Origin of the sequence: Desulfosarcina cetonica JCM 12296, from assembly GCF_001311845.1 — a bacterium.
Classification (GTDB): domain Bacteria; phylum Desulfobacterota; class Desulfobacteria; order Desulfobacterales; family Desulfosarcinaceae; genus Desulfosarcina; species Desulfosarcina cetonica.
This window is the reverse complement of record NZ_BBCC01000004.1, coordinates 1-24,524: the sequence shown is the minus strand read 5'-3', so window position 1 is coordinate 24,524 and position 24,524 is coordinate 1. Positions and strand designations below refer to the sequence as shown.

25 protein-coding genes and 4 pseudogenes are annotated in these 24,524 nt (G+C 57.1%); 17 read left to right on the top strand and 12 right to left on the bottom strand.

The genetic code is table 11. From position 1 onward, the window contains the following. Positions 1–172: 172 nt before the first annotated feature. The 5 genes from JCM12296_RS40935 to rsmG all read right to left on the bottom strand — a co-directional run bounded on the left by JCM12296_RS40935 (position 173) and on the right by rsmG (position 4,655). Positions 173–361, bottom strand: a complete 189-nt coding sequence (locus JCM12296_RS40935; protein ID WP_246803911.1) for an Ada metal-binding domain-containing protein — start codon at positions 359–361, stop codon at positions 173–175. A gap of 600 nt (positions 362–961) precedes the next feature. After that, positions 962–1,867, bottom strand: a complete 906-nt coding sequence (locus JCM12296_RS01615; RefSeq protein WP_054689139.1) for an aminoglycoside phosphotransferase family protein — start codon at positions 1,865–1,867, stop codon at positions 962–964. 182 nt (positions 1,868–2,049) lie between these two features. Next, positions 2,050–2,877, bottom strand: coding sequence for an EFR1 family ferrodoxin (locus JCM12296_RS01610; protein ID WP_054689138.1), 828 nt, complete (start codon positions 2,875–2,877; stop codon positions 2,050–2,052). A gap of 366 nt (positions 2,878–3,243) precedes the next feature. Continuing rightward, positions 3,244–4,059 carry a TrmH family RNA methyltransferase gene (locus JCM12296_RS41165; RefSeq protein WP_218187925.1) on the bottom strand — a complete coding sequence of 272 codons (816 nt, stop codon included), beginning with the start codon at positions 4,057–4,059 and terminating at the stop codon, positions 3,244–3,246. Continuing rightward, on the bottom strand, positions 4,023–4,655 hold the full coding sequence (rsmG, locus tag JCM12296_RS41160; protein ID WP_218187924.1) for a 16S rRNA (guanine(527)-N(7))-methyltransferase RsmG: 633 nt from the start codon (positions 4,653–4,655) through the stop codon (positions 4,023–4,025). Before rsmG ends, JCM12296_RS41165 begins: the two co-directional genes overlap by 37 nt. Before the next feature lie 292 nt (positions 4,656–4,947). Between rsmG and JCM12296_RS01600 the strand changes: the two genes are divergently transcribed. Then, the gene (locus JCM12296_RS01600; RefSeq protein ID WP_054689136.1) at positions 4,948–5,838 is read left to right on the top strand and encodes an alpha/beta hydrolase; all 891 of its coding nucleotides are present in this window, start codon (positions 4,948–4,950) and stop codon (positions 5,836–5,838) included. A 21-nt stretch (positions 5,839–5,859) separates the two neighbouring features. Here the strand turns inward: JCM12296_RS01600 and JCM12296_RS01595 are convergent, their stop codons facing one another. The 6 genes and pseudogenes from JCM12296_RS01595 to JCM12296_RS01580 all read right to left on the bottom strand — a co-directional run bounded on the left by JCM12296_RS01595 (position 5,860) and on the right by JCM12296_RS01580 (position 10,615). After that, a complete protein-coding gene (locus tag JCM12296_RS01595) occupies positions 5,860–7,386 on the bottom strand; it encodes an AMP-binding protein (RefSeq protein WP_246803902.1) in 1,527 nt (508 codons plus the stop codon). Between the two features lie 147 nt (positions 7,387–7,533). After that, the gene (locus tag JCM12296_RS43185; RefSeq protein ID WP_246803910.1) at positions 7,534–7,863 is read right to left on the bottom strand and encodes an AMP-binding enzyme; all 330 of its coding nucleotides are present in this window, start codon (positions 7,861–7,863) and stop codon (positions 7,534–7,536) included. 171 nt (positions 7,864–8,034) lie between these two features. Next, positions 8,035–8,997: pseudogene (locus tag JCM12296_RS01590) on the bottom strand (AMP-binding protein); the annotation flags it as partial. 194 nt (positions 8,998–9,191) lie between these two features. Next, the gene (locus tag JCM12296_RS41155; protein ID WP_218187923.1) at positions 9,192–9,440 is read right to left on the bottom strand and encodes a ketopantoate reductase family protein; all 249 of its coding nucleotides are present in this window, start codon (positions 9,438–9,440) and stop codon (positions 9,192–9,194) included. Positions 9,441–9,457: 17 nt separating this feature from the next. Continuing rightward, positions 9,458–10,150, bottom strand: a complete 693-nt coding sequence (locus JCM12296_RS01585) for a ketopantoate reductase family protein (protein ID WP_218187922.1) — start codon at positions 10,148–10,150, stop codon at positions 9,458–9,460. A gap of 30 nt (positions 10,151–10,180) precedes the next feature. Then, positions 10,181–10,615, bottom strand: coding sequence for an amino acid-binding protein (locus tag JCM12296_RS01580; protein WP_054689135.1), 435 nt, complete (start codon positions 10,613–10,615; stop codon positions 10,181–10,183). Positions 10,616–10,775: 160 nt separating this feature from the next. Here JCM12296_RS01580 and JCM12296_RS43180 point away from each other — a divergent pair, with 160 nt between their 5' ends. Genes JCM12296_RS43180 through JCM12296_RS01570 form a run of 3 tightly spaced genes read left to right on the top strand, consistent with a single transcriptional unit; the run spans position 10,776 to position 13,200 of the window. After that, the gene (locus JCM12296_RS43180; RefSeq protein ID WP_246803901.1) at positions 10,776–10,940 is read left to right on the top strand and encodes a hypothetical protein; all 165 of its coding nucleotides are present in this window, start codon (positions 10,776–10,778) and stop codon (positions 10,938–10,940) included. An 8-nt stretch (positions 10,941–10,948) separates the two neighbouring features. Continuing rightward, positions 10,949–12,583, top strand: coding sequence for a thiamine pyrophosphate-dependent enzyme (locus JCM12296_RS01575; protein WP_246803900.1), 1,635 nt, complete (start codon positions 10,949–10,951; stop codon positions 12,581–12,583). Positions 12,584–12,609: 26 nt separating this feature from the next. After that, entirely contained in the window at positions 12,610–13,200 is a 591-nt protein-coding gene (locus JCM12296_RS01570) for an indolepyruvate oxidoreductase subunit beta (RefSeq protein WP_054689133.1), read from the top strand. A gap of 180 nt (positions 13,201–13,380) precedes the next feature. On the opposite strand, the gene JCM12296_RS01565 is transcribed toward JCM12296_RS01570, so the two are convergent. Then, complete coding sequence (locus JCM12296_RS01565) at positions 13,381–13,854, bottom strand: Lrp/AsnC family transcriptional regulator (RefSeq protein WP_054689131.1); 474 nt, start codon at positions 13,852–13,854, stop codon at positions 13,381–13,383. Between the two features lie 282 nt (positions 13,855–14,136). Here JCM12296_RS01565 and JCM12296_RS01560 point away from each other — a divergent pair, with 282 nt between their 5' ends. The 13 genes and pseudogenes from JCM12296_RS01560 to JCM12296_RS01500 form a co-directional block, all read left to right on the top strand. Continuing rightward, on the top strand, positions 14,137–14,703 hold the full coding sequence (locus tag JCM12296_RS01560) for a ketopantoate reductase family protein (protein WP_054689129.1): 567 nt from the start codon (positions 14,137–14,139) through the stop codon (positions 14,701–14,703). After that, positions 14,658–15,524 carry a ketopantoate reductase C-terminal domain-containing protein gene (locus JCM12296_RS01555; protein WP_054689127.1) on the top strand — a complete coding sequence of 289 codons (867 nt, stop codon included), beginning with the start codon at positions 14,658–14,660 and terminating at the stop codon, positions 15,522–15,524. Before JCM12296_RS01560 ends, JCM12296_RS01555 begins: the two co-directional genes overlap by 46 nt. A gap of 26 nt (positions 15,525–15,550) precedes the next feature. Then, the gene (locus tag JCM12296_RS01550; protein WP_054689125.1) at positions 15,551–17,146 is read left to right on the top strand and encodes an AMP-binding protein; all 1,596 of its coding nucleotides are present in this window, start codon (positions 15,551–15,553) and stop codon (positions 17,144–17,146) included. A 95-nt stretch (positions 17,147–17,241) separates the two neighbouring features. Further along, complete coding sequence (locus tag JCM12296_RS01545; protein WP_054689123.1) at positions 17,242–18,060, top strand: hypothetical protein; 819 nt, start codon at positions 17,242–17,244, stop codon at positions 18,058–18,060. Positions 18,061–18,492: 432 nt separating this feature from the next. Then, positions 18,493–19,419, top strand: coding sequence for an MBL fold metallo-hydrolase (locus JCM12296_RS01540; protein ID WP_054689121.1), 927 nt, complete (start codon positions 18,493–18,495; stop codon positions 19,417–19,419). 15 nt (positions 19,420–19,434) lie between these two features. After that, positions 19,435–20,822: pseudogene (locus JCM12296_RS50020) on the top strand (FAD-binding oxidoreductase). Next, positions 20,807–20,932: pseudogene (locus tag JCM12296_RS50015) on the top strand (4Fe-4S binding protein); the annotation flags it as partial. The pseudogenes JCM12296_RS50020 and JCM12296_RS50015, both read left to right, overlap by 16 nt. An 80-nt stretch (positions 20,933–21,012) precedes the next feature. Further along, the gene (locus JCM12296_RS43170; RefSeq protein WP_054689115.1) at positions 21,013–21,447 is read left to right on the top strand and encodes a hypothetical protein; all 435 of its coding nucleotides are present in this window, start codon (positions 21,013–21,015) and stop codon (positions 21,445–21,447) included. Continuing rightward, positions 21,411–21,986 carry a (Fe-S)-binding protein gene (locus JCM12296_RS01520; RefSeq protein WP_054689113.1) on the top strand — a complete coding sequence of 192 codons (576 nt, stop codon included), beginning with the start codon at positions 21,411–21,413 and terminating at the stop codon, positions 21,984–21,986. Before JCM12296_RS43170 ends, JCM12296_RS01520 begins: the two co-directional genes overlap by 37 nt. Then, positions 21,959–22,138 carry a hypothetical protein gene (locus JCM12296_RS01515; RefSeq protein ID WP_054689111.1) on the top strand — a complete coding sequence of 60 codons (180 nt, stop codon included), beginning with the start codon at positions 21,959–21,961 and terminating at the stop codon, positions 22,136–22,138. Before JCM12296_RS01520 ends, JCM12296_RS01515 begins: the two co-directional genes overlap by 28 nt. Before the next feature lie 81 nt (positions 22,139–22,219). Further along, positions 22,220–22,993, top strand: a complete 774-nt coding sequence (locus JCM12296_RS01510) for an acyl-CoA dehydratase activase (RefSeq protein ID WP_054689109.1) — start codon at positions 22,220–22,222, stop codon at positions 22,991–22,993. 40 nt (positions 22,994–23,033) lie between these two features. Further along, positions 23,034–24,287 (top strand): 2-hydroxyacyl-CoA dehydratase subunit D, encoded by a 1,254-nt coding sequence (locus JCM12296_RS01505; RefSeq protein WP_246803899.1) that lies wholly within the window; start codon positions 23,034–23,036, stop codon positions 24,285–24,287. Positions 24,288–24,290: 3 nt separating this feature from the next. Then, positions 24,291–24,524, top strand: a pseudogene (locus JCM12296_RS01500) (RluA family pseudouridine synthase); the annotation flags it as partial.

The window sequence follows — 24,524 nt, the reverse complement described above, 5'->3', positions numbered from 1 at the left end:
AGCGATGTACGAGCGGTCCTTTGTGAAACCGCTGGTTATCTGAAAATTAGATCCAGACATTATTGCCAGCTGTCATTTCACCCCCAGCATCGCCAGTATTAATCGTACCAGCAGGCTCGACAAGCATTACTTTGCATTCAATTTTTGCGATTGGCTTATGTTCTATGCCTTTTTATGGTTTGCATACTTTGCATGGCCTATATCCCGCCTCAATAGCATCTTCTCTTGAAGTGAATTTCTTCGTGCATTTTTTGCAATTATAATATCGGCAGCTTGGCTTATGAAATATGTGACTATCGACATTACCATGATAGATTAATGTTTTCCCGGTTGCTACACTTGAAACAAACAGAAAAATCACAGCTAAAGACAAAAACAAACTTTTTTTTTATTTGCCTATTGTGTGACATTTTAGTCATCTTAAGTGACAGGTTGCATGATGATTTAAGTACCTATAAACTTCAACAAGACCGAAACTGTCAGTATCAAGAACAATATTCCGAAAATCACAAATTGGTTTTCAATGAGTCTAAGGTACAGTTGGTTTAAATCTGGCTGCTCAGTTCTGAAAATATTATTCATTATAAATAGAATAAAAAAGCCACCATAAATTCCGAAATAGCCATTAGCTATTTCTTCTCTAAAATGGATTAGCTCATTGGTTTTTGAATAAAACAACAAATAGAAAGCATACAAGAAGCCTATGAATATGATAAGTGAAATATAGTGCCGATTTTTATATGCTCCGCCATCTCGTGCTATTCTACGAAGTTTCCAATTCGAAAGCATCAAACCAGAGCAAATGGCCAAATCTTGTACGATTAGTTTGTTCATTAAGTTATGTAACGTGGCCATCAGTTGCCGCCAGGGCTTCAACTGAGTGGCCAAGTATTTGATGGTGAACAATCTGGGACTGACTTCCCAAGCCCCACCGGCCCTGGCGGTCAAATGCATGGCAGGGTTATGCCGCCCATTTTGGTCGAACATTCTCAAAATAGTCGAAATGATTTAATATCGTCCGCATTTTAGCTTCAATCTCTATCCAAGTATGGGGATGAAATTTCAAAGTCCATACAATTGTAGACAGTATGCTCATAGCGATGTAAACGGATATCTGAAGGCAATCCTTGTCATCAATTCGTCTCTTTCCAAAATAGCCCTCAATCTGTCCACGTGCAAACACCTCGCTCACAGGCCATGTAAACCATTCCAGCTTAACAAATTCATGAAGAGGATCTCCCCAATCATATCTATTAAAATCAAGAACGCCAGCATATCCTTGATTATTAATAATGATGTTTCCCAAATGGAAGTCATCATGTTGAAACTGGTCTTTTGCAGCTTCAGATGTGTCGTAATGCATCTCTATGAACTTTAAGACTTTCTTATCGTTTTCGAATCTATAATCCTGATCGAAATACCGATTCACATAGTATTCATGTTTTTTCCATTTTCGGTTTTTCCAATCAGTCGTTTCGCAACTTAAACTGTTAATTTTCTTTAAATCCGCACCAGCTTCAATGCCGCTTTTGTATTGGAGTTCTTCAGACATGCTGGCGATGTTGTCTTCAGCATCAATGCCTGGCAGAAAGCTATAGACTGCGGATACAGATTCCCGACTATCGTTCCTGAACATCATTATTGGTTTGTTGCATCTCACGCCAATTTTATACAATTTTCGCATTAGTTCAAATTCTTGTGTCTTGCTGTCTATTGTTTTCATTGAAGACACACGCAGTAAATAGTCTCCTTTATCGGTGGTTATCTTATACTTTTTTTCAATAGAGAAACCCTTTTCAATCGGAGTGAGACTTTGTACGGGGGAGATGTGTTTTTCTATTTCTTTTCGTAAATAGTCCTCAATCATGGATTACCCCTGCATGGTAGTATTCATGCTATTGAGCACGTATAAGATAATAGCGCCAAAACAGGCGAATGATGGGAGCCTGATTGCATCTATTATTATTAATACACTTTGCAATAGTGGTCTCCTTATTATTGTATGCCAACGGGCTGCTCATGGGCGCGCGGCTTTTTGCGCGTCCATTTTTATAAAAATATTTCCGGCTCTTTTCTATCCTGGCAGTTTTGTTGTAATGCCTGAATAGCAGATTGAAAATTTGGTTCGTTCATTTGTCTTGCATCTTCCGGACAAATTTTCACACATGCAAAGCATATAAGACATTGCCACCTATCGGTCTGAGTTACATCATCGGAGGAAATTGCTCCGGTAGGACAAACATCGGCACATTGTCCGCATTGTGTGCATTTTGATATGTCTGTTTCAGGGGTCAGGGCTACAACCGATCGGGCTTTTTTTATCATATTCAGGTTTACAGGTTCGATATAGGGGAACTGGCCGGGAATGGTAAAAGCAGTTAAATCTTCCAATGATTTCACGTTTTGCAGTTTCTTTCGAATCGCAACACCAAACTCCTGCGCTTTCCGAATATCACTTTCATCAGGACGATTTAGTGCAATCGGACAAGTTTTTGATGAATACGAATGCTCAGCAACGAAGGCACCTCCGGCTACCGGAATCATTTTAGCATCCACAGCTATATCATGTAATTCTTTGAGGGAATCTTCAAACGCTCTATTTCCATATACTGCAACAAGCACTACAGGAGTTCGCTCCGCGTTTAATGAGGTCAAGTATGGTATTATTTCCTCCGGCACGCGACCGTAATATACCGGAGCTGCGAGAATAACAACATCGTCTTTTCCTGATAGTATTTGACTATTGCGTTGTTGCCTTTTGGTTATATCAATCATTTCAACAGATTCAGGACTAATGCCCTGAGTAATATTTTCTGCAATTGTTTTTGTCGTTCCGGTTGGGGAGAAATATACACAACGAACAGCTTTTATTTTCATTTACTACCTCCATGTTTTTAATGCACAACAGTGGCAATAAGTGGAAAATAAACTCAAAAAATTTCCACTTTTTATTTTTAGGATATACTCATATCTAAGGCCGACCCATGTCAACAAGATTTTTAATGAAAATCAAGAATTTATAACAGGCTATAATAACATATGGGGTTGCGAGGATCACAATAGCTGGGAGGGAACGCCAGTGGTCACCGTAACCCCGGTTATCCTGATCGGGTGATGGCTCTCAAAGCGGATAAATGTTCGCTACATTCTCGAAAAAGCGTTTTTCATTCAACCATTGGATACGCGGGCCAAGGGCAAAGCCAGAGGGTATGATTATTCGTCGACGCCCAAAAAACGCAGCCATCAATCCGCGCCTTTCGATCGACGCCATTCGTAAAGCGCGACGGCGGTGGCGACAGCCGCATTGAGCGACTCCACGCCTTCGGCCATGGGGATGGCCACGGCATGCGCCTGCCAGCGGGTCGGCAGACCCGGACCCTCCATGCCGGCCAGCAGACAGAAGGTTTCCGGGAAGGCGATCGCTTCCAGCGGTTTTCCCGATGCGGCCAAGGCAAGCACGGGCAGATCCTCGGGAAGGTGCTCCAGGGCCGGGCCGGACAGCAGATTAACGCTGAACACCGTGCCTGCCGAGGCGCGGATGGCCTTGGGGTGAAAAGGGTTGGCACTTTCAGCCAACAGGACGATCCGATCGACGCCGAAGGCGGCAGCGCTGCGGATGACCGCGCCGACGTTCTCTGGATCCTGGAAGGGGATCAGCAGGCTGCAGCCCTCCGCCAGGGGCATGGCGGGATCCCAGATCGGCAGGTCGGGCACCTGGTATTGCAGGATCGGGCTGCGGGTGCCGAAGGGGTCCAGGGCCTGAAACAGGGGGGGCGCCAACTGCAGCCAGTCCATCTGTGCCGGTGCGTTTTCGGGTGGTGGCTGGCGCTCGCCACTGGTGATCCATGCCAGGCACTGCGCAGGATGCCTATCCATCACGTCGGCCACCAGACGCGCGCCGCATACCAGGGCCTTGCCCTGTTTTTTGATGCCGCGCCCGCCGAGCAGTTTTTTCAGGTCCTTGAAAAGGGGATTGGCCTCGCTTTCGATGGCGTGGATCCGGTGCCGGGATTGGGGGGCGGTCACGGGAATCCGCTGGGTCTCCCGACGGTAGCACACCAACGGCGCCGGTGCGGGGTCTGGGGGATCTGGTAGGGAATATCCGCCTGCAGGGCATAGGCATCGCCAAGGGCGCGGCCGGCGGCCTCGATCTCGTCATCACAGTGCGGCCCCTTCATGAAAATCACCGTTCCGTGTTGTTCCAGGCAGCCGGCCACCCGCGCCAGGGTATCGGCCATCGGCTCCACCGCCCGGGTGATCACGCCGGCCACCGGCCGCTCAAAATCAGGGGCGATGCCCCGCTCGATCACCTCGATGCCGGATAGGGCCAATTCCTTTACCGCCATTTTGAGAAAATCGATGCGCGGCCGTCGGCTTTCGGCCAACAGGAGTTCAAGCTCGGGCAGAAAGATCTTCAGGGGGATGCCCGGCATGCCCGGCCCGCTGCCCAGATCCATGAGCGGCGAGGGTAGGGCGGTCTGCAGGGCCGGCAGGATCGAATCGGCATAGAGTTTGATCACCATGTTTTCGAAATTGTGGATGCGGGTCAGGTTCAGTTCGGCATCATGCTGCCGCAAAAGCTGATGGTAAGCCCATAGCTGGTCCAGTTGCCGGGTGGAAAGATGGATTCCGCAGCGTTTTAGGAGCGCATCCATCAGGCTGGGTGCGGGGGGGGGCGCAAGCGCCGTTCACCTGGCTTTACGGCTGATTGTGGGCCTTTGGATTTCACGCGGGAAGCCTTTCGGGGGTGTTGATTCTCGTCTGCCATGCGATGGCGCCTTTCATCGGCCGATTGCTTTGAAACCGCAGAGGTTGACCGATGCGGGCCCGTCTTTTATATAAGAATGCTGACACGGCTTATAAATCATCGAATCCGAGGGTGCAAGGGGTGCGCGCTCAGCGGCATCCCCAGCGCTGTCGTGTTTCGGTCGCATAAGGGGGGGAGATATGGGAGATACGGCATGTCTGTCGGACGGCAGACCTTGGCATGACTATTATGCGCAGTTTAGCGAGTTTTCGGACGCCACGGTTCGCCCAGGCTGCCAGCCCTGGGTGTTCACCCACGCCACACCTGCGGCCAAAGCCGTCGTGCTCTGCCACGGCCTGACCGATTCACCCTATTTTCTCAAAGCCATCGGCCGGTACTTCCATCACCAACTGGGGTATGACGTCTATCTTCCCCTGCTCCAGGGGCACGGTCTCAAAAAGCCAAAAGGCATGGAAGGCGTCCAGCTGGAGGCCTGGAAGGCTAACGTCGACTTTGCCGTGCGCACCGCTGCCGGCAAGGCGGCGTCGGTTTCCATCGGGGGGCTTTCCACCGGCGGAACCCTTAGCGTCTACACGGCCTGCACCGATCCGACGATCACCGGCGACCTGTTTCTTTTCTCCGCCGCTTTGGACCTGGCCGGCGGCCCCGGCGGCGTTATTGGCGAAATGAAAGAACGGCTTCTCCTGACGCCCCTGGCCGATCTTCTGGACAGCGACGCTCCCCTGATCGGCCCGAACCCCTATCGTTACGCGCGCATGGACATGGATGGCGCCCGGGAGCTGGCGCGCCTGATCAAGGAGACCGACGCTCTTCTCAGCGGATTTGACACGGCACATCCGTTCCCCACACGGTTTTCGCGGCCCACTCGGAGAGCGATACCACCGCCGATATCCAGGGAATTCGCAACCTCCGGCAGAAAACCCCGGATCAGCGTTTCGAGGCGTTTATCATTCCCCGAAAAAAGGCGGTTCCCCACGCCAGCCTGGTGCTGGCCGAACCGATTTTCGCCAGCCATGCCAAACCCGGAGATCCGCCTTTGGAAACCGCCAACCCGATGTTCGCGGAGATGATGGAAGCAGTCGCGAATTTCGTCAATCAAGCTTCTTGAAGGCTTCCCGGCGGCCGGTATATTTCTCCCGGATCAGGGGTTTCATCACCTTGCCGGTGGCGCTGCGCGGGATCGGATCGAAGATCACCTTGCGCGGAACCTTGTAGGTGGCCATCTTCGTCTTGGCATAGGCGATCAACTCCTCCTCGGTCATGGATGCGCCGGTCTTGAGCTGAACCACGGCAAGCACGATTTCCACCAGCCGGTCATCCGGGTAGCCGATACAGGCCACATCCTCGATGTCGGCATGATCCATGAGGGCGTCCTCGATCTCCACCGGATAGATGTTTTCTCCGCCGCTGGTGATCATGTCCTTCATGCGATCGACGATGTAGTAATAGCCTTCCGCGTCGGTTCGCAAAAGATCGCCCGTGCAAAGCCAGCCGTTTTTGATCGTGGATGCGGTCATCTCCGGGTTGCCGTGATAGCCTTTCATCATGCGGTCGGTGGAAAACAGCAATTCGCCGACCTTTCCGCCAGGCAGTTCGCTGCCGTCGAAATCGACGATCTTGGCCTCCACCCCATAGGTCGGCTTGCCGATGGAGCCGGGTTTCCGCAGAACATCTTCCGGATAGAGGTTGAAGAGGCCACCACCGCCGCCTTCGGTGATGCCGTAGATGTTGGAAACACCGCAGGGAAGCAGCTCCACCAGCTTTTTCATGATGTCGAAGGGTACCGGCTGGGCGCCGATCTCCATGTATCGCCAGGCCGAAAGGTCATAGTCGGCCAGCTTGATCTTGCCGTGCTCGATGGCGTTGAGCACCATGATGGCGATGGGTACCACGAACAAGGTGTCGGTGCATTTTTCCTCGGCCAGGGCGTCGATGATGTAGCGGGCGTCGTTGAATTCGCGCAGGATCGTGCCGGTGGCGCCGGTGGCGTAGAAGGGCGCCCACAAGAAAAGCGTGCCGCTATGGAAAAGCGGCAGGAAAAGCAGGTAGTTGTCGTTTTTTTGAACAAAGTAGGACATGCCGTTGCCGGCGGCGGTGTTTTTCAGTGAGAAGTGGGTGTGCATGACCGGCTTGGGGGTGCCGGTGGTGCCGGAGGTGAACATCATGGCCAGGTCGTGATGGTCATCCACGTCGACCATGGCGTCGGACAGATCGGGGTAGGCGCCGACCTCGGCGTAATCGGTCATGTCATCCGGCGCGTCCGGGCCGACGCAGATATAGTGCTTGATGGTGCCCAGCTTTTCGCGGATCGGCTGCACGACGTTCAGAAATTCACTGCCCAGAATAAAGACCTCGGGTTTGGCGACGCCGGCGGCGAAAAGTACATCGTTGCTTTCGAACCGGAAATTGAGGGGCACGACCACGGCGCCCAGACGGATGATGGCATAGTAGGTGATGAGCCACTCCAGGGAGTTGTTCTGCAAATGCATCACGTAGCTGCCGTCCTTGACGCCGCACGCCTTGGCCAGATAGTTGGCCGTGCGGTTGATGGCATCGTTGAACGCTTTCCAGGTGAGTGTCCGGCGCTCTCCGGTGGACGGGGTCCGTTCGATCAGCACACCTTGTCGGCAAGGTGACGGGCATGCATGGCGGCGTATTTAGAGTAGTTCACGATCAACCTCCTGTTGGAAGAAATGTCATTGGACTATCGGCGTTTTACGCATTCATCAATATTACTATAGATGCGGCGGGATCACCACGCGGTATTACCCGCTTGATTGCGTGGCCAGCTTTTCCCTTAGTTTGCGGTGCAGGATCTTGCCCGTTGCCGTGCGGGGCATCTCGTCGCTCTTGATGAACACGATCTGTTTGGGCCGTTTGTAGCCGGCCAGTTTTTCCCGGCAGCAATCACTGATCTCCTTCTCATTGACGTCCTCTTCGGAAAAACCCTGCTTGAGGGTCACGACGGCCACGATTTTCTCGCCCCATTTTTGATCCGGCACGCCGATGCAGGCACAATCGAACACGCACGCGTTACTGCTCACCACCTCTTCCACCTCGCTGGGATAGACATTTTCGCCACCGGTGATGATCATGTTATCCTTGCGGTCAACGATATAGTAGTAGCCGTCTTCGTCCCGGCGGCCCATGTCGCCGGCCGAGAACCATCCGCCATTGAAGGCGGCGGCGGTCTTTTCCGGAAGCTTGTAGTATTCATCGAAAAGCATGGGGCCGCGCGAGAAAATCTCACCCACTTCACCGGTGGGAACCTCGTTGCCCTCGGGGTCCAGAAGACGGACGAATTCGGTACCCAATACCTCGCGGCCGATGGAGCCGGTCTTGATCAGTTGGTCTTCGGGTTTCAGCACGGTGACGCAACCGGCTTCGGTGGAACCGTAGCCTTCATAGAGCTCGGCGTTGGGAAAGAAGTCCATGATCTCCCGCTTCATCTTGCGCCGGACCGGTGCCGATGAGCAGAGCAGTTTGCGGATCGAGCTGACATCCCGCAGGCGATCCGCATCGTTGGCATTCAAAATCAGGTTGTAGTGGGTCGGGATCAGGGAGATGAAGGTGATCCGCTCCTGCTCGACGATTCTGAGCAGATCCGAGGCCTGGAAGGAGAGCGCCGGATGGAGGTACACGCTGCCGCCCAGATAGATGAAAATGAAGGTGTAGAAGGTCGAATTGATATGGCAAAGGGGCATGATATTCAAGCAGTAGTCATTCGCGTTGAATTCCATTTCCAAGGCATTGATCAGATAGAAGGCGATGTGCGATTCATGGGTGCGGATCACCCCCTTGGGCTTGCCCGTGGTGCCGGAGGTGTAAATCAGGATCCATGGATCGGACGGCAAGACGGTCGCCACGGGCTCTTCTTCCGGCGCGCCGGCAATGAAGCCTTCGTATTCACGGTAGCCGTCGGCCTTTCCACCGACGACCACATAGTTCTCGTCGGCGATGTGGGTGAAGTCTTTTTTGACCGGATCGATGACCGTGGTGAACTGTGCCTGCACCACCATGGCCTTGGCGTCGGAGTCATTGACGATATAGGCCACTTCGCGTCCCACCAGGCGGAAATTGATCGGTACGATGAGAATGCCGGTTTTGGCCACGGCCAGGTAGAGTTCGATGATTTCGATGCAATTGTCCATGAACACGGCGACCTTGTCGCCCTTGGCCAGACCCAACGCCGTGAGCCGGTGGGCCAACTGGTTGACCCGCCGGTTGGTCTGCGCGTGGGTAAAGCGGCGCTCGTGGTCCGTGAGTGCGAGTTTGCGGGGTACTTCCGCGCGTTGATTTTAAATTGCTGTCCCAGATTCATCCAGTGCGCCATGTTTGTCCTCCCCATGTCTGTGATTATGCCCCCACCCGTTTCCGGATGCGGGGCGACCGCGCCTGATCCCTGACGGTGGCGGTACCATCGCTACCGGCGAGCTTCCATGCGGAACTCGATGCCCTTGATCAACGACCGCATGGTGGTGTTGTAGGGGGTCTGGATGCCGGCCCGGGTGCCATATTCGACGAATTTTCCGTTGATGTAATTGATCTCCGTTCGCCGGGAGGCTTCGATATCCATCAGCATCGACGGCTTATGATGGCCCGCGCTGCGCATGTAGTCCACGGCATTCTGGTAGTAATCCCATCCCAAATGAATTTCGTTGGCGCGCGCCACGGCCAGGCATTCCTTGATCAGGCGTCGATGACGCCGAAGGTCATGGGATCACCCATGGCCTGGGCCATGGTCAGCCCGGTGGCCGCGCATACCGGGTTCATGGAAGCGTTCATGACCGTCTTGCGCCAGACCATGGGAACAATCTGGTGGGTATGCTCGGTGACCAGGCCACTGGCCGTCAGGTCCCGGGCAATGTGCCGGGCCGCATCCGTGGCGGCAGGATCGAGCTCCTGGATGTAGTGCGGCGGGTGGTGGAAGGACATGGTGACGTGGGCCGGTCCCAACAGGCCGCAGCCCCAGTTCACCACGGCGCGCATCACCGGTGTTTTGCCCAAAACATTGGCGATTTCGTATTCCGTGTCGATCCCGTTTTGCCAACTGACCACGTAAATGCCTTCCTGGTACAGATCCCCCAGTGCCGAGGAGATCAGCGGCAACGCCTGGGCCTTGACACAGATGAAAATCGCTTCGGGTCCGGCGGCGATCAGCTCGTCGATCTGGTTGCAGGTTTCGGGGACCTTTTGTTCGATGGTTTCCGCCCCCTCGATGATGATGCCCCGCTGCCTGGCCGTATCCACCAGTTCGGGCACAATGTCGCAAAGGGTGACACGGTGCCCGCCGCGAGCCAGGAAAGCGGCGACGATGCACCCCACCGGGCCGGCCCCGATGATGCCGTAATGCCAACGCTGATTTGAATTGGATTTGCCCATGAGAACCTCTTCGTGTTGTTCGGGTCGATGCTATTCGTTGATATCGAAGGTCGTGGCATCCAAAATGCGGACACCATTTTCTTTAAGGATCGTGATGGCCTGGTCGTTGTCGGAGAAGCGAAAGATCATCACGGCGTTGCCCACCGATGTGCCCGTGTAGGCGTACATGAATTCGATGCGGATGCCGGCCTGCATCAAAGGCTGCATGACCTCGGCCAGGCTGCCGGGTCGGTCGGGGATTTCCGCGGCCACGACCTCGTTGACGAAGGCGGGAACGCGCATTTCCATCAGGATCTGGCGGGCCTTGGCCACATCGGAGAGCAGCAGGCGAAGCTGGCCGAAGGCGCCGGTGTCCACCAGGTTGAGGGCGCGCAGGTTGATCCCGGCATCGCTCATGGCCTTGATGACGTTGTAAAGCCGGGTGGGTGAATTCTCGATGGAAATGACGATCTGTTTTAGTTTCATGAAGACTCCTCCCGATCAGATAGCTTCAATTAAATTAAACAAAAAAAAGATTTGACAGAATTTAATAAGGATTTTATAAAAATTAGCATAATGAAGATAAAATGAATGGTCAATATTTTTTTACATTCATTTTTATCAAAACCGACGGGAGAATTCAGCAATGAAGAGACAGATCCTTTCAGGAAACGAGGCGGTGGCCCTGGGGGCCTACCAGGCCGGGGTGAAGGTTGCCAGTGCCTATCCGGGCACGCCGAGTACCGAGATATTACAGAACTTTGCCACCTACGACGCGTATATGCCGAGTGGGCGCCCAACGAAAAGGTAGCCCTGGAGGTGGCCATCGGATCGGCCATGACCGGCGTGCGCACCCTTTTCACCGCCAAGCATGTGGGGCTCAATGTGGCGGCCGATCCGTTGATGACGCTGGCCTATACGGGCATTCCCGGCGGTCTGTTGATGGTTTGCGCCGATGATCCGGGGATGCACAGCTCCCAAAACGAGCAGGACAACCGCTTTTACGCGCGTTTCGCCAAGATTCCCATGCTGGAGCCGTCCGATAGCCAGGAGGCCAAGGCCATGGTGGCCGAAGGGCTGCGTCTGTCTGAAGCCTTTGATACCCCCACGCTTTTGCGCATGACCACGCGGGTATGTCATTCCAAGGGGATTGTCGGCGTGGACGCCGATGCGTCGATCGACGTGCCGGTGGCCGAAGGTTTTAAGCGGGATCTGAAGAAGTTCGTCATGATTCCGGCCTTTGCCAAGCTGCGGCATCCCCTGGTGCTCGAAAGGGAGGCCAAGTTGGCCGAGGTGACCGAGGCGAGCGCCTTCAACCGCATCGAATGGAAGGATACCGCCGTTGGCGTGATCACCAGCGGGATCGCCTACCAGTATGTAAAGGAGATTCTGCCGGATGCATCGGTTCTCAAGATTGGCATGACGTTTCCGCTGCCCAGGAAGATGATCGCCGCGTTCGCCGCCAAGGTGGACCGTCTCTTTGTGGTGGAAGAACTCGAACCGTACATCGAGGATGAAATCCGCATCATGGGGCTGGCCGTCGAGGGCAAGACGTTCTTCCCCAGGCTGGATGAGCTCTCGCCGGACGTGGTGGCCGCCGGCTTCGCCAAGGCCGGCGTGCTGCCCTATGACCTTCCGCCGGCCGCCCAAAAGGCACCCGGCAGCGAGATGCCGCGGCCGCCGCTGCTGTGTGCCGGCTGTCCCCACCGGGGGCTGTTCTTTGCCCTTAACAAGATGAAGGCCATCGTCCACAGCGATATCGGCTGCTACACCCTGAGCGTGCTCCCGCCACTGCAGAGCATCGACTCCACGCTCTGCATGGGCGCCAGCATCAGCATGGCCCACGGCACGGCCAAGGCCATGGCCCAGGCCAAGATCGAAGACAAGCGGCCGGTGTTTGCCGCCATCGGCGATTCGACCTTCTTTCACTCGGGGATCACCAGCCTGCTGGATGTGATCTACAACCGGGGCAACGTGAATGTGATCGTCATGGACAACCGCATTACCGCCATGACCGGTGGCCAGCAGAATCCGGGAACCGGACGTACGCTGCAGATGGAGGAGACCGTTGCCGTCGACATCATCGAACTGGTCAAGGCCCTGGGCGTCAAGCGTGCCCGGGAGATCGATCCCTTCGACCTGGAAGGTACCCTGGCGGCGCTCAAGGAAGAAGTCGATTACGACGGACCCAGCGTGTTGGTCACCCGGCGCCCCTGCATCCAGCTCTTCCGTCAGGACCCGCAAGCCGTGCGCGTCGTGGACGAGGCGGCCTGCATCGGCTGCAAGATGTGCCTGAAGCTGGGCTGCCCGTCCATTTCCCAGGGCGGCATCATTCCGGATGAAGAAGGCAAGAAGGAGCGCCGCTATGCGCGCATCGATGCCGCCACCTGTTACGGCTGCACCCTTTGCGAACAGATCTGCAAACAAGACGCCATTTCCGTGATGGCCGGCTGATTACCGAGAGAGACAGGAGACGAACAATGAAACGTGAGAATACCAATACGACCAACGTGCTGGTGGTCGGAACCGGCGGTCAGGGCGTGATCACGGCCAGCGAAATTCTCTCGGACGTGGCCATGTCCAGCGGTTTCGACACCAAGAAGAGTGAGATCCACGGCATGTCCCAGCGTGGCGGCGTCGTGACCAGTCATGTGCGCTACAGCGAGAAGGTTTACTCTCCGATGATCATGGAAGGCGAGGCGGACATTCTGCTCTCCTTCGAACTGGCCGAAACCGTCCGCTGGCTGCATTTTCTCAAGCCCGACGGGCGGGTGATCAGTAATCTGCAACGGATCATCCCGCCGGCCATTTATGCCGGCATGGGCAGCTATCCCGAGGATGCCGAGGCGGTGATCCGGCAGCGTAGTGAGAACGCCATCTTCGTGGATGCCCTGCCCCTGGCGGAAGGATTCGGCAACCCGCGACTGGTGAACACGATCTTGCTCGGCGTGGCCTCGACCCTGTTGTCGCTCCCCCTGGATGGCTGGAAAGCGGTCATCGCCGAGCGGGTGCCGTCCAAGTTCATGGCGCTGAATCTGATGGCCTTCGACAAGGGGCGGGAACTCGGATAATTATTGGGGGTTTTACTTCTCCATGTACGAGAATTTTCAAAGTCGGTTTGCAAAGTCTGGATCAGGTCCGATACCAAGGCGAAAGCGGCTCGAAAGCGGAGCATATATGGCATATGTGAGCATTTCGGGCCGCTTTCCAACACCGGTAGCGGGGCTTAGACGGACTTTGCGAGCCGACTTTCAAGCGTCGTTCAGCTTAACCGGCAGACTGCTCGAATCCTTGATCGTGGAGAGCACAAAAGAGGATTTGAAGTTCTGGATACCCGGAATGGCGGCCAGCTTCTTCATGGCGAATTCCGAGTAGCTTTTGATGTTGCCGAGAACGACTTTGAGGATGAAGTCATCTTCTCCGGTGACCTGGTGGCACTCCAGGACTTCATCCAGGGCCAAAAGGCGCTCCCGGAAACGGTCGATGGATTCGAGTTCATGGGCCACCAGGGAGATGGAGACGATGGCCATCACCTCGAGGCCGATTTTTTCGCGGTCCAGAATGGCGGCATACTGGGAAATCACCCCGGCGGTCTCCAGACGGCGCACACGTTCCAGCATGGCCGGCGGGGAAATACCGATGATGGACGCCAGCTTGGCATTGGTGATGCGACCGTTGGTTTGCAGGATTTCGAGGATCTTCTTGTCGATTTCGTCAATTTTCATGGGGGACGCTCGATGGGTTGCTCGGCCGTGGACAGTTCGGAGCTGGCAATGGGGTGCATTCCTGGCGGGCGGTGTCCGTCACGGGCGATAATTTTAGGATATTCCGATATTCAGAGATTTATACTTATTAAATGAGTTCTCGATTGACAAGAAAAAAACAAAATGCCCTTAATTTTTTAAATTGTCTAATAAATAAAAAAGGTCGGTAAATCTCCAAGCGTGGGCATTCCGTCCGATGCAGGGGGCGACCATGTTTGGGTAACGCGGCAGGAGGGATGCGTCATGGAAATAGCGATTGTGGGTGCCGGTGTACTGGGGTCAATTTTTGGCAGCCTATTTACTCAAAAAGGGTTTCCGGTGACCCTGATCGAAGTGCTCGACGAGCGGGTTCGCCTGATCGACAAGGAAGGCTTGTGGATGCAGTGGCCCGATGGGGAACGGACCCATGCGCGCGTCAACATCACCACCGATGTGAACGCGGTGGGCGTCAAGGATGTGGTCATGGTGGCGGTCAAGGGGTACCACACGCGTTCGGCCATTGAGAGCGCCCGGCCCATGATTGGCGAGAAGACCGTGGTCCTGTCGGTGCAAAACGGCCTGGGGAATCTGGAGGCGATTGCCGACGTGGTGGGGCCGGAGCGAGTCGTCGGTGGCATCACGGCTCACTCCGGCATGCCGGTGAGCATGAACGAGGTGAAGTATGTGGGTGGCTTGGGCCCCCTTCTGGTCATCGGCCCCTATGACGGCGTCAGCGGCCCGGCTTTGAGAAGATGGTCTCCGCATTTCAGGACGTTGGCCTGGACGTGTACACCACGGCGGATATCAACGGCGTCATCTGGAAGAAACTGATCGCCAATGTGTCCACCAATGTCGTCGCGGCGCTCACCGGCCTGACCGGCGCCACGGCGGTCAAGCATGCGCCGACGGTAAAAGTCATCGAGACCCTCAGCCGGGAGCTGGCCCAGGTGGCCCGGGCCAAGGGCATCCATATCCCCGAGTTGGACGATCCGCCGGCTTTCGCCCTCAAGGCGTTTGCCTCCACCCAGGACAACCGGGTTTCCATGTTGCAGGATGTGGAGGCCGGGCGGCCCACTGAAATCGGCAATCTGAACGAGGTGATCGTTTCCGAAGGGCAATCTTTGAATATCCCGACCCCTTTTAATGAGGCGGTTTCACTGCTGGTGCGCGGTGTCGAGGAGCGCAACCGGCAGAAACTCTCCGTGGTCGAATCGGCCAGCGAGCCCGATGCGGTCCGTGACGCCATCCATGCGGAAGACCTGGATGCGCTGCGTCGCGCCCTGGAGACGTCTCCCCTGGCGCGGGCGCTCTCCATTCAGTTCACCGAGTTCGAGAGCGGGCGCGCCACGGCACGTCTTCCCGGATCGGCCCAGCTGCCCAATTTTCTCGGCTACACCCACACGGGGGCGCTGTTCACCCTGGCGGAGCAGACCATGGCCGCCGTGGCCAACTCGCTGGGGCACGTGGGCCTGCCGCTCAATTGCGACATCGAAGTCTTGAACGCCGCCGAGCCGGCCGAAGACGTGATCGCCACGGCGCGGGTGATCGACACCCAGGGCCGGATCGCCCGGGTGCAGGTCGAGTTGGTCCAGGGCGAAACGATGGTGGCCAAGGTGTCGGAGATGGTATTTCTGCGCAAAAAGCAGTTTTAAAAGTCCGTTTAAATAAGGAGAAGATAATGCTGATCACCGAAATCCTCTCCCGCAACGCGCGGCAATACGGTGATGAAGTGGCCCTGATCGAACGGGATCCGGTCCCGGGCACGCGGCGCGACATCTCCTGGACGCAGTTCGATGCGCAAGCCCATGAGGTGGCCCGGGCCCTTTCGGCGTGTGGTATCGGCAAGGGGGACAAGGTCGTTCTGCTGCTGATGAACTGCCTCGAGTGGCTGCCGATCTACTTCGGTATTCTGCGCACGGGCGCCTGGGTCGTGCCCCTGAACTTCCGTTTTGGCGCGGAGGATATTCTTTACTGCACAACCCTTGCCGAGGCCCGGGTGATGTTTTTCGGCGAGGCCTTCATCGATCGCATCGCCCGTGTCAAGCCGGCCCTCGATGGATCGGTTCACACCTACGTCTTTGTCGGCCCGGCGGAAAAGCGACCGGATGGTGCCGAAGCCTACGCGGCATTTCTGAACAACGCCGCGACCCGTCCTTCACCCGATGTGGCCCTTGGCCCGGCGGACAGCGCCGCGCTCTACTTTACTTCCGGTACCACCGGTCGTCCCAAGGGTGTGCAGCTGACCCACCGCAATCTGGCGTTCGCCTGCCAGGTGGAAAACCAGCACCATCGCCAGACCCATGCGGATAATTTTCTCTGCATTCCCCCCTTGTATCACACGGGCGCCAAGATGCACTGGTTCGGCAACTTTCTGGTCGGCGCCAGGGCCGTCATCCTGAAAAGCATCCAGCCGGCGGACATTCTGGCGGCCGTGTCGGAGGAGAAGGCCACCATCGTCTGGCTGCTGGTTCCCTGGGCCCATGACATCCTGATTGCCATTGAGGAGGGCCGGATCGATCTTTCGGCCTATGACCTTTCCACCTGGCGATTGATGCACATCGGCGCCCAGCCGGTGCCGCCGGCCCTGATCCGGAAGTGGAAAGCGGTTTTCCCCCATCACGAATACGACACCAATTACGGCCTGACCGAATGCACCGGTCCGGGTTGCGTTCACCTGGGGATCGAGAACATTCATAAGGTGGGCGCCATCGGTGTGCCGGGACATGGCTGGCGCTGCATGATTGTCGATTTCAACACCTGGATCGGCGAGCACAAACTCGTTCCGGCGGCTACCGGAACCGCGGGAGAACTGGCCGTACGCGGAGACGGCGTCATGACGGCGTACTACAAGAATCCCGAGGCGACCGCGGCCACCCTGCACGACGGCTGGCTGCTCACCGGCGACATCGCCCGCCAGGACGCGGAGGGCTTCATCTGGTTGGTGGACCGTGCCAAGGATGTGATCATCACCGGTGGTGAGAATATCTTCCCGGTGGAGATCGAAAGCTTTATCATGGGCCACCCCAAGGTGCAGGATGCCGCCGTGATCGGCTACCCGGACCCGCGCCTGGGAGAAATTGCCCTGGCCGTGGTCATGGTCAAGCCGGCGCAAACCATGACCGAGGCGGAATTGATGCAATTCTGCGACGGCCTGCCGCGTTACACGCGTCCGCGCAAGGTCATTTTCGCCGATGTGCCCCGCAGCCCGACCGGTAAAATTGAAAAACCCAAGTTGCGTCGGATGTATACCGGCCATGCCGGAATTCTCGGTTGACAACATCGTAAGAAGCTCGATATCGGTGTTACGCGTACCCCTACCATCATCTTTAACATTGACAATCCGGCGCAACGGCAGCTACTTGCGAAGGCATGTACATTCGAACCATCAAACGCAAGAACAAGGACGGCTCGGTGGTCGAGTACGTCCAGTTGGCCCACAATGTGCGCCACCCCCAAAAAGGCTATCCCAAGGCCGAGGTCATCCACTCCTTCGGCCGGCGCGATCAGCTGGACATCGCCGCCCTGAAGCGCCTGGTGGTCAGTGTCAGCCGGTTTTTCGAGCCCGAAGCGAAAACCGAATCCCCGGCAGCCGCCGTCAGCTTCGTGCGCAGCCGCGCCGCCGGCGGTATCCACCTCTTGCGCCACCTGTGGAACCGACTGGGGATGAACGTCTGCCTATATGCGGCGATCGAATCCCCACCGGTTCCCGCGGCAATCGCCCTGACCGTGTTCGTTTTGGTGGCCAAGCAGGCCCTGGCGCCATCCTCAAAATCGCCGATCCGGCAGTGGCTCGCCGAGGATATCTTTTGGGATGACGGGGCCGACCTCACGGAGCGTCATCTGGTGCAGGCCGAAACCCTCCTGCGGGATCACGCCGACGCCCTTCAGGCCGCGGCCTATGAAGCCGTCGTCCGTCAAGTGGCGGCGGCCGTTTCCCTTCCCGATGGGCAGGCCGCCGGGACGGACGTTCCCGGGCGCCTGGCCGGGTTGCTGACCCATACGGCCGAAGTTGCCACCGGCCTGACCTGGCCGGTGATCCGCGATGAAATGCAACGGCTGCAGTTGGGCGAATTCATCGTCGGTGGTGAATCGCTGCGCCGCTACAGCCCATTGCGCCCGTTGCAGCGCCAGATCCTGGATGCGCTGGCCATGGATCCGCCCCCACCGGATTTCCCCATCGATCTCTAACTCCCATCCTTCATCACCCTCAAAGATGGATATCTCCCCTGAAAATCAACGCATTTTTTGGTGCCTGTAGGCACTACACCGAATTTAATTAATACGGCACATCGATCGATTTTCCCCGCCAAATGGGACATTAACGGATCTATTGGACCGTCATGGACAATTTTTTGGGTGTCTGTAGGCACTACACAAAATTTTATTAGTCCAGTAAATCCTTAATATATAAAATAATTGTCGTGCGGGCCTGTGTTGGCCAATGCATAACGGTTTAAAATCATTTGCGCTTTCAAAAAAAATAGGCTACCAGCGCAACATTTTGGAATTTTATACAAGCTGTCGCCAACACCCGATTCGTCGTCCCCAAAATAGGCGCAGTGAATATAATTAGGTTTCAACTTTTTGATATTAATCTAAAAAGTCGAATGGGAAGGTACCATGCACATGCGATTCAGCCCCAAGACGATCACACCCAATTTTTACCAGCTGGGAACCCCGTTTTTCCCGATGTATTTATCGATCGGTGAGGATGCCATGCTGATCGAGGGCGGCATCAGCGCTACCTTCGACATCGTGGCCGAGCAGATTCAGATGATCGGTATCGATCCCCAGCGCATCAAGTATGTGGCCCTGACCCATACCCACACCGATCACATCGGTGCCTTGCCGCGCCTGAAGGCCTTGTGGCCCCACTTGAAAACCATCGGCAGCCCGTTGGCGGCCAAGATCCTGAGCAACGGCAAGCTGCTCAACCAGTTTCACGGGGTGGACGTCAGCATCAGCAAGATCATGCAGTCCAAGGAAGAGATCGAGAGCCTGCCCGACCGGCTGGAAAACTACGATTTCAGCGTCGACATCGTCGCCCAGGAGGGGGATTGTTTCGATCTGGGAAACGGCATCGTTTGGCGTGTGCATGCCATTCCCGGTCATTCGGCCTGCCAGATCGCCTATCATGAAGAGCGCGAGGGCACGCTGACCATCGGCGACGCCACGGGTTTCTACAACCCCGAGGAGAAGGCCTTCTGGCCCAACTACTTCGACTCGCTACCCGGATATGTGGAGAGCATCAAGAAGCTGGCCGGCCTCTCGGCCAACCGGGTCGCCCTGAGCCATAACGGCGTGATCGAATCCGACCCCCGTGAGTTCTTTGGCAAGGCCCTCAAGGCCACCGGTGCCTACCATCAAGAAATGCTGGCGCGCACCGCCGGCGGTGAAGATCCCCAGGCGATTGCCCTGGAGAAAGCCAAATGGGTGCAGGGTATCGCCGACCACATGCCCTTCAGCATCATGACGGTCTTGTGTGAATTGCTGATCAAGCAATCCCAGAGAATCAACGGTAACGGAGCACCCAGTTTCGACCTGTAATCATCGGTGACCGCCATGCACCTCAATCGAGAAACCCTTCAAGCCCTCAAAACCATCGTCGGCGCGGATGCTGTGCTGACCGACGCCAACGACCTGGTGGTTTACTCCGTCGACGGCACCACCCATTGCCAGGGGAACGCGGAGGTGGTGGTCTTTCCCACCGATGTCGACCAGATCAGCCGTGTCATGCAGCTGTCCGATCAAAACGACATTCCGGTGACCGTGCGCGGGGCCGGTACCAGCCTCAGTGGCGGTCCGGTGCCGATGGCCGGCGGGATCGTGCTTTGCACGTCGCGCATGAACCGGATCCTTGAGATCAATGGGGAGGATTTCACGGTCAAGGCCCAGGTCGGGGTTGTCCTGAACGATCTCAACCAGGTCCTTGCCCGCCAGAACCTCTTTTTCCCGCCGGATCCCCAGAGTCTTCTGGCCGCCACCCTGGGCGGCTGCGTCTCCGAGAATGCCGGTGGCCCCTATGCGGTGAAGTACGGGGTTTTCCGGCATTACCTGCTGGGCATGACCGCGGTATTGCCCAGCGGCGCCGTCGTTACCCTGGGCGGCAACACGATGAAGAACGTTACCGGCTACGATCTGCCCCAGATCGTTTGCGGCGCCGAGGGAACCCTGGCGGTGATCAGCGATGTCACCCTGCGCCTTCTGCCCAAACCCCAGGCCTCCCGCACGGTGCTGGCCATTTTCGACCGCGTGGTGACGGCCGGTCAAGCGGTCCACCAGGTGCGTGCCAGCGGGGTGATTCCGGCCAAGATCGAGCTGATGGACAACTGGGTGGTGCGCCGCATCGAGGAGAACCTGCCCCTGGGAATACCGCTGTCGGCGGAAGCATTTTACTCTTCGAATTGGACGGCAATGCGGAGAGCGTGCAACAGGAAACCGAGGCTGTGATCCGGCTCTGCCAGGCGGCGGGCGCATCGGAGGTGCGTGCCGCCAGGGATGCCGCCGAAACCGCTGATTTCTGGACCGCCCGGCGCATGGGCTTTTCGGCCGTTTTCAGTGCGTCCCCAACGGTCCTGGCAGAGGATGTGACCGTGCCCACCCATCGCATCGCCGATCAGATCGTCCATACCCAGAAGCTGGCCCGGGATCTTGATCTGACCATCGCCATCATCGGGCATGCCGGCGACGGCAATCTGCATCCCTGCATTTTGACCGACAAGGCGGACGCCGCGCACTATGCCCGTGCCCAGCGGGCGGCCGACGAAATTTTCGACGCGGCCCTGGGGTTTGGCGGGGCCATCTCCGGCGAGCACGGCATCGGGCTGGAGAAACAGCGTTTTCTCAAAAAGGCCATGTCGCCCGAGGCGATTTCGCTGCTCAAGGGCATCAAGCGCGCCTTCGATCCCAAGGGGCTGCTCAACCCCGGGAAAATATGGGAGCCTTCGTGATGAACACCTTCCCGACCATCGACGCCTCGCGTTGCATGAAATGCGGTTTCTGCATGTCGGCCTGCCCGGTCTACCAGGTGGACCATGTGGAGAGCCATGTCGCCCGCGGGCGCAACCTGTTGATTCGCATGGCCGAAGCCGGCACGCTGCCCGACGCCGAGCCTACGGCGAGTGTCTGGACAACTGCCTTTTGTGCGGGCGCTGCCAGGCGGTCTGCCCCGCCAAGGTGCCCTCGCCGGCGATCAACGTCCAGGCCCGTCATCGCCGGCTGGCCGAACGGGGGCGGTCCTTCTGGCAACAGGTGCTGTTTCGGGGCATCCTCAAGCATCGCTCCCGCATGGCCCACCTCATGGGCCTGGCCGCCCGGATTCCGGGGGTTAGCCATACCAACGGCCGGCCCCTGCGGCATATGGCCGATGCCCTGAGCCTGTTTTCCGGTGGCATGAGCGTTCCCCGGCTGTCAAAACCGTTTTTATCGGCGCGCATCGATCCCGTTACCCCGCCGCCCAGCGGTACGCCGCGAAAAGGCCGGGTGGCTTTTTTGCCGGCTGCGGCTTCGAGTTCTTCTTCGCCCAGGCCGGTGCCGACATGGTCCACGCGCTGGCCATGGCCGGAATCGAGGTGATCACCCCCGACGGTCTGGGCTGCTGCGGCATGGCCGTGCACAATGCCGGCGATGGACAGACGGCCCGCGCCATGGCCAGAAGCAATATCGATATCCTTTCCGCCTATGACTGCGTCGTTACCGGCTGCGCCACCTGTGGCTCCACCCTGAAGCAATATGGCCAGTGGTTCGCCGATAACGCGCTCATGCATCGCAAGGCCCAGGCGGTGTCGGCCAAGGTGGTCGATTTCTCGGAGTTTCTCGTTCAGCAGGGCCTTCCGGCCACCCCTCACGATGCGTCGTCTCCCATCAAAGTCACCTACCATGACCCTTGCCACCTCAAATGGCACCAAGGCATTGGCGAATTCCCGCGAAAAGTGTTACATTCACTCAGCAGCGTCGAATTCGTGGAAATGGAAAGTGCCGATGCCTGCTGCGGATTGGGCGGCACCTTCGGTGTCAAGCACCGGGAGACCAGTCTTGCCATCCAGGCCAAAAAATGGCCGCCATCCAAAAGAGCGGTGCCCGTATCGTGGCCACCGCCTGTCCGGGCTGCATGATTCAACTCATGGACGGTGCCCGTCGCTTCGGATTGGACGTGGAAGTGGTGCATCTGGGCCAACTCATGGCTGCCGGCACGGCGGGTGCTGAAAGCGCGGCCCACCGGCATTGCCCGGCCGCGGTCGGGCACAACCACCGCCAGGCGGCATAAGAGGCATCGGCAGTACTCAATTCACCTTGCACGGGAGGTGGGTCTACCTTCCGCTCGTATTCGAGATAATCGAGGAGTCGTATGTCTCAATCTGTCTACGTGGGCATTGACCTGGGGGCCTCCAGGACCAAGGTGGCGGTGCTGGATGCCGCCAAGAACGTGATCGGCCGGGCGGTGCACAATTCGGGCACGGATTACGGCCAAACCGCGGAGCTCTGTTTAAAAGAAGCCTTGAGCATGGCCGGTGTCGGCATGGACGCGATCGCCGCCGGTATCGCCACCGGTTACGGTCGCAGCAATGTCACCTTTGCCAATGCCACCAAAACCGAGATCGCCTGCCATGGCAAGGGCTGTTTTCACTACTTTCCGCATGCCATTTCGATCATCGATATCGGGGGGCAGGACAACAAAATCATCAAATTGAGCGATGCCGGCCTGCGCACGGAATTCAAGATGAACCGCAAGTGCGCCGCCGGCACGGGCGCCTTTCTGGAAGAGATGTCCCTGCGGCTCAATATTCCGCTGGAGGCGATGAACGATAACGCCAAAAAGTCTACCGACATGGTCAAGCTGGGCAGTTATTGCACGGTTTTTTCCGGCACCGAGGTGTTGGAGAACATCCGCCATGGCAAGAAGGTCGCGGATATCGTCAAGGGCCTCTTCTTCTCGGTAATCAAACGCGTGCTGGAGATGGATTCCCTGACCGAAAACGTGGTCATGACCGGCGGGGTGGTGGCCCACAATCCCTATCTGGTCGACATGGCCGAGGAGATCATCGGCCGAAAGATCGAGGTGCCGCCGTATCCGCAGTTTTCCGGTGCGATTGGCGCGGCTTTGTTTGCGATTAACCAATGACGGCGTCGTCAAACGCCCAATATCTAAATAATCGGAGGAGATGATGGCAGAAGAGAAAAAAGTGGTCCGCAAGGTGATTCAGACCTCCAAGGACATGGGCCGGTTCATGAAGGATTACTACTACGAGCTGAACGAGGCCGCCACCACCGGAAACCGCAAGATCGCCTGGTGTACCAGCGTCGGTCCCACCGAACTGTTGCGTGCCATGGGCTTTCTGGTCTATTTTCCCGAGACCCACGGGGCCATGCTGGGCAGCACGCGCACGGCAACGGACATGATCCCGGCGGCCAATGCCCTGGGTTATTCACCGGAGATTTGCTCCTACCTGACGGCCGATGTGGGTGCCTACCTGAACAAGTTCACCCCCTTGTCCAAGGCCTACCCGGGCATCGAGACCGTTCCCAAGCCGGATGTGCTGGTCTTCAACACCAATCAGTGCCGGGACGTCCAGGACTGGTTCGCCTATTACGCCCGGGAGTACAACGTGCCCGTGATCGGGGTCTACACCAATCGTTCCGTGGGTGATGTGACCGAGACCATCGTGGACGATGTGGCCAAGCAGATCGAAGGCCTGGTCAAGCCGCTGGAGGAGATTTCCGGCAACCGTTTCGACATGGACAAGTTCAAGGAAGTGGTCGGCCTCTCGCGGCGATGCTCGGACCGCTGGAAAGAGGTCCTGGAGACCAATGCCGCCAAGCCGGCGCCCATGACCTTTTTCGACTCCTCCACGCTGATGGGGCCAGCCGTGGTGGGTCGGGGCACCCAGGTGGCCGTGGATCTCTACGACCAGCTTTTGGCCGAGTTGAAGGACAAGGCCGCCAAAAGGGAAGCCGCCGTCGAGGATGAAAAATTCCGCATCTATTGGGACGGCATGCCCGTGTGGGGCCGGTTGTCGGCCCATTCCAAGCTGTTCGCCGGCCTGAAGGCCAACGTCCTGTCGTCGACCTACTGCAGCAGCTGGATTTTCACCGCCCTGGATGCCGACGACCCCTTCCGCAGCATGGCCCGGGCCTACACCGAGCTGTTCATCGTGCGCTCCGATGACTACAAGGAGACGTACATCAAGGACAAGCTTGACTTCTTCGACATCGACGGCATCATCTACCACGACGCGCGCACCTGTCCGAACAACTCCAACTGCCGTTACGGCATGGTCAAGCGTGTGGAGAAGCTCAGCGGCATTCCCAGCCTGACCATCGACGGTGATTTGTGCGACATGCGCTGCGTCTCCGACGAGCAGACCAAGACCAAGGTGGAAGCCTTCATCGAACAATTGGACGAGTTGAAAGGATAAGGCTTGTTCTTCGACGATCGCTGGCCGGTCCTATACACCGACAACCATCTGCTGGCCCTGTACAAGCCGGCGGGCCTTTTGGTGCAAGGCGACCGGACCGGCGACGTCAGCCTTTTGGAACTCGGCAAACAATGGCTCAAAGTGCGCTACGCCAAGCCGGGCCAGGTGTTTCTGGCATGGTGCACCGCCTGGATCGACCGGTGGCCGGGGGTGGTGCTGTTCGCCCGCACCTCCAAG

Coding starts and splice junctions, on each gene's coding strand:
- JCM12296_RS01545 (WP_054689123.1), top strand. CDS start 17,242: ATGTACATTCGAACCATCAAACGCAAGAACAAGGACGGCTCGGTGGTC.
- JCM12296_RS01560 (WP_054689129.1), top strand. CDS start 14,137: ATGGAAATAGCGATTGTGGGTGCCGGTGTACTGGGGTCAATTTTTGGC.
- JCM12296_RS01510 (WP_054689109.1), top strand. CDS start 22,220: ATGTCTCAATCTGTCTACGTGGGCATTGACCTGGGGGCCTCCAGGACC.
- JCM12296_RS01550 (WP_054689125.1), top strand. CDS start 15,551: ATGCTGATCACCGAAATCCTCTCCCGCAACGCGCGGCAATACGGTGAT.
- JCM12296_RS01540 (WP_054689121.1), top strand. CDS start 18,493: ATGCACATGCGATTCAGCCCCAAGACGATCACACCCAATTTTTACCAG.
- JCM12296_RS43185 (WP_246803910.1), bottom strand. CDS start 7,863: ATGATCATCACCGGTGGCGAAAATGTCTATCCCAGCGAGGTGGAAGAG.
- JCM12296_RS43180 (WP_246803901.1), top strand. CDS start 10,776: ATGAAGAGACAGATCCTTTCAGGAAACGAGGCGGTGGCCCTGGGGGCC.
- JCM12296_RS01520 (WP_054689113.1), top strand. CDS start 21,411: ATGGTCCACGCGCTGGCCATGGCCGGAATCGAGGTGATCACCCCCGAC.
- JCM12296_RS01585 (WP_218187922.1), bottom strand. CDS start 10,150: ATGGGCAAATCCAATTCAAATCAGCGTTGGCATTACGGCATCATCGGG.
- JCM12296_RS01505 (WP_246803899.1), top strand. CDS start 23,034: ATGATGGCAGAAGAGAAAAAAGTGGTCCGCAAGGTGATTCAGACCTCC.
- JCM12296_RS01615 (WP_054689139.1), bottom strand. CDS start 1,867: ATGATTGAGGACTATTTACGAAAAGAAATAGAAAAACACATCTCCCCC.
- JCM12296_RS01600 (WP_054689136.1), top strand. CDS start 4,948: ATGGGAGATACGGCATGTCTGTCGGACGGCAGACCTTGGCATGACTAT.
- JCM12296_RS01610 (WP_054689138.1), bottom strand. CDS start 2,877: ATGAAAATAAAAGCTGTTCGTTGTGTATATTTCTCCCCAACCGGAACG.
- JCM12296_RS01570 (WP_054689133.1), top strand. CDS start 12,610: ATGAAACGTGAGAATACCAATACGACCAACGTGCTGGTGGTCGGAACC.
- JCM12296_RS01565 (WP_054689131.1), bottom strand. CDS start 13,854: ATGAAAATTGACGAAATCGACAAGAAGATCCTCGAAATCCTGCAAACC.
- rsmG (WP_218187924.1), bottom strand. CDS start 4,655: ATGGATGCGCTCCTAAAACGCTGCGGAATCCATCTTTCCACCCGGCAA.
- JCM12296_RS01580 (WP_054689135.1), bottom strand. CDS start 10,615: ATGAAACTAAAACAGATCGTCATTTCCATCGAGAATTCACCCACCCGG.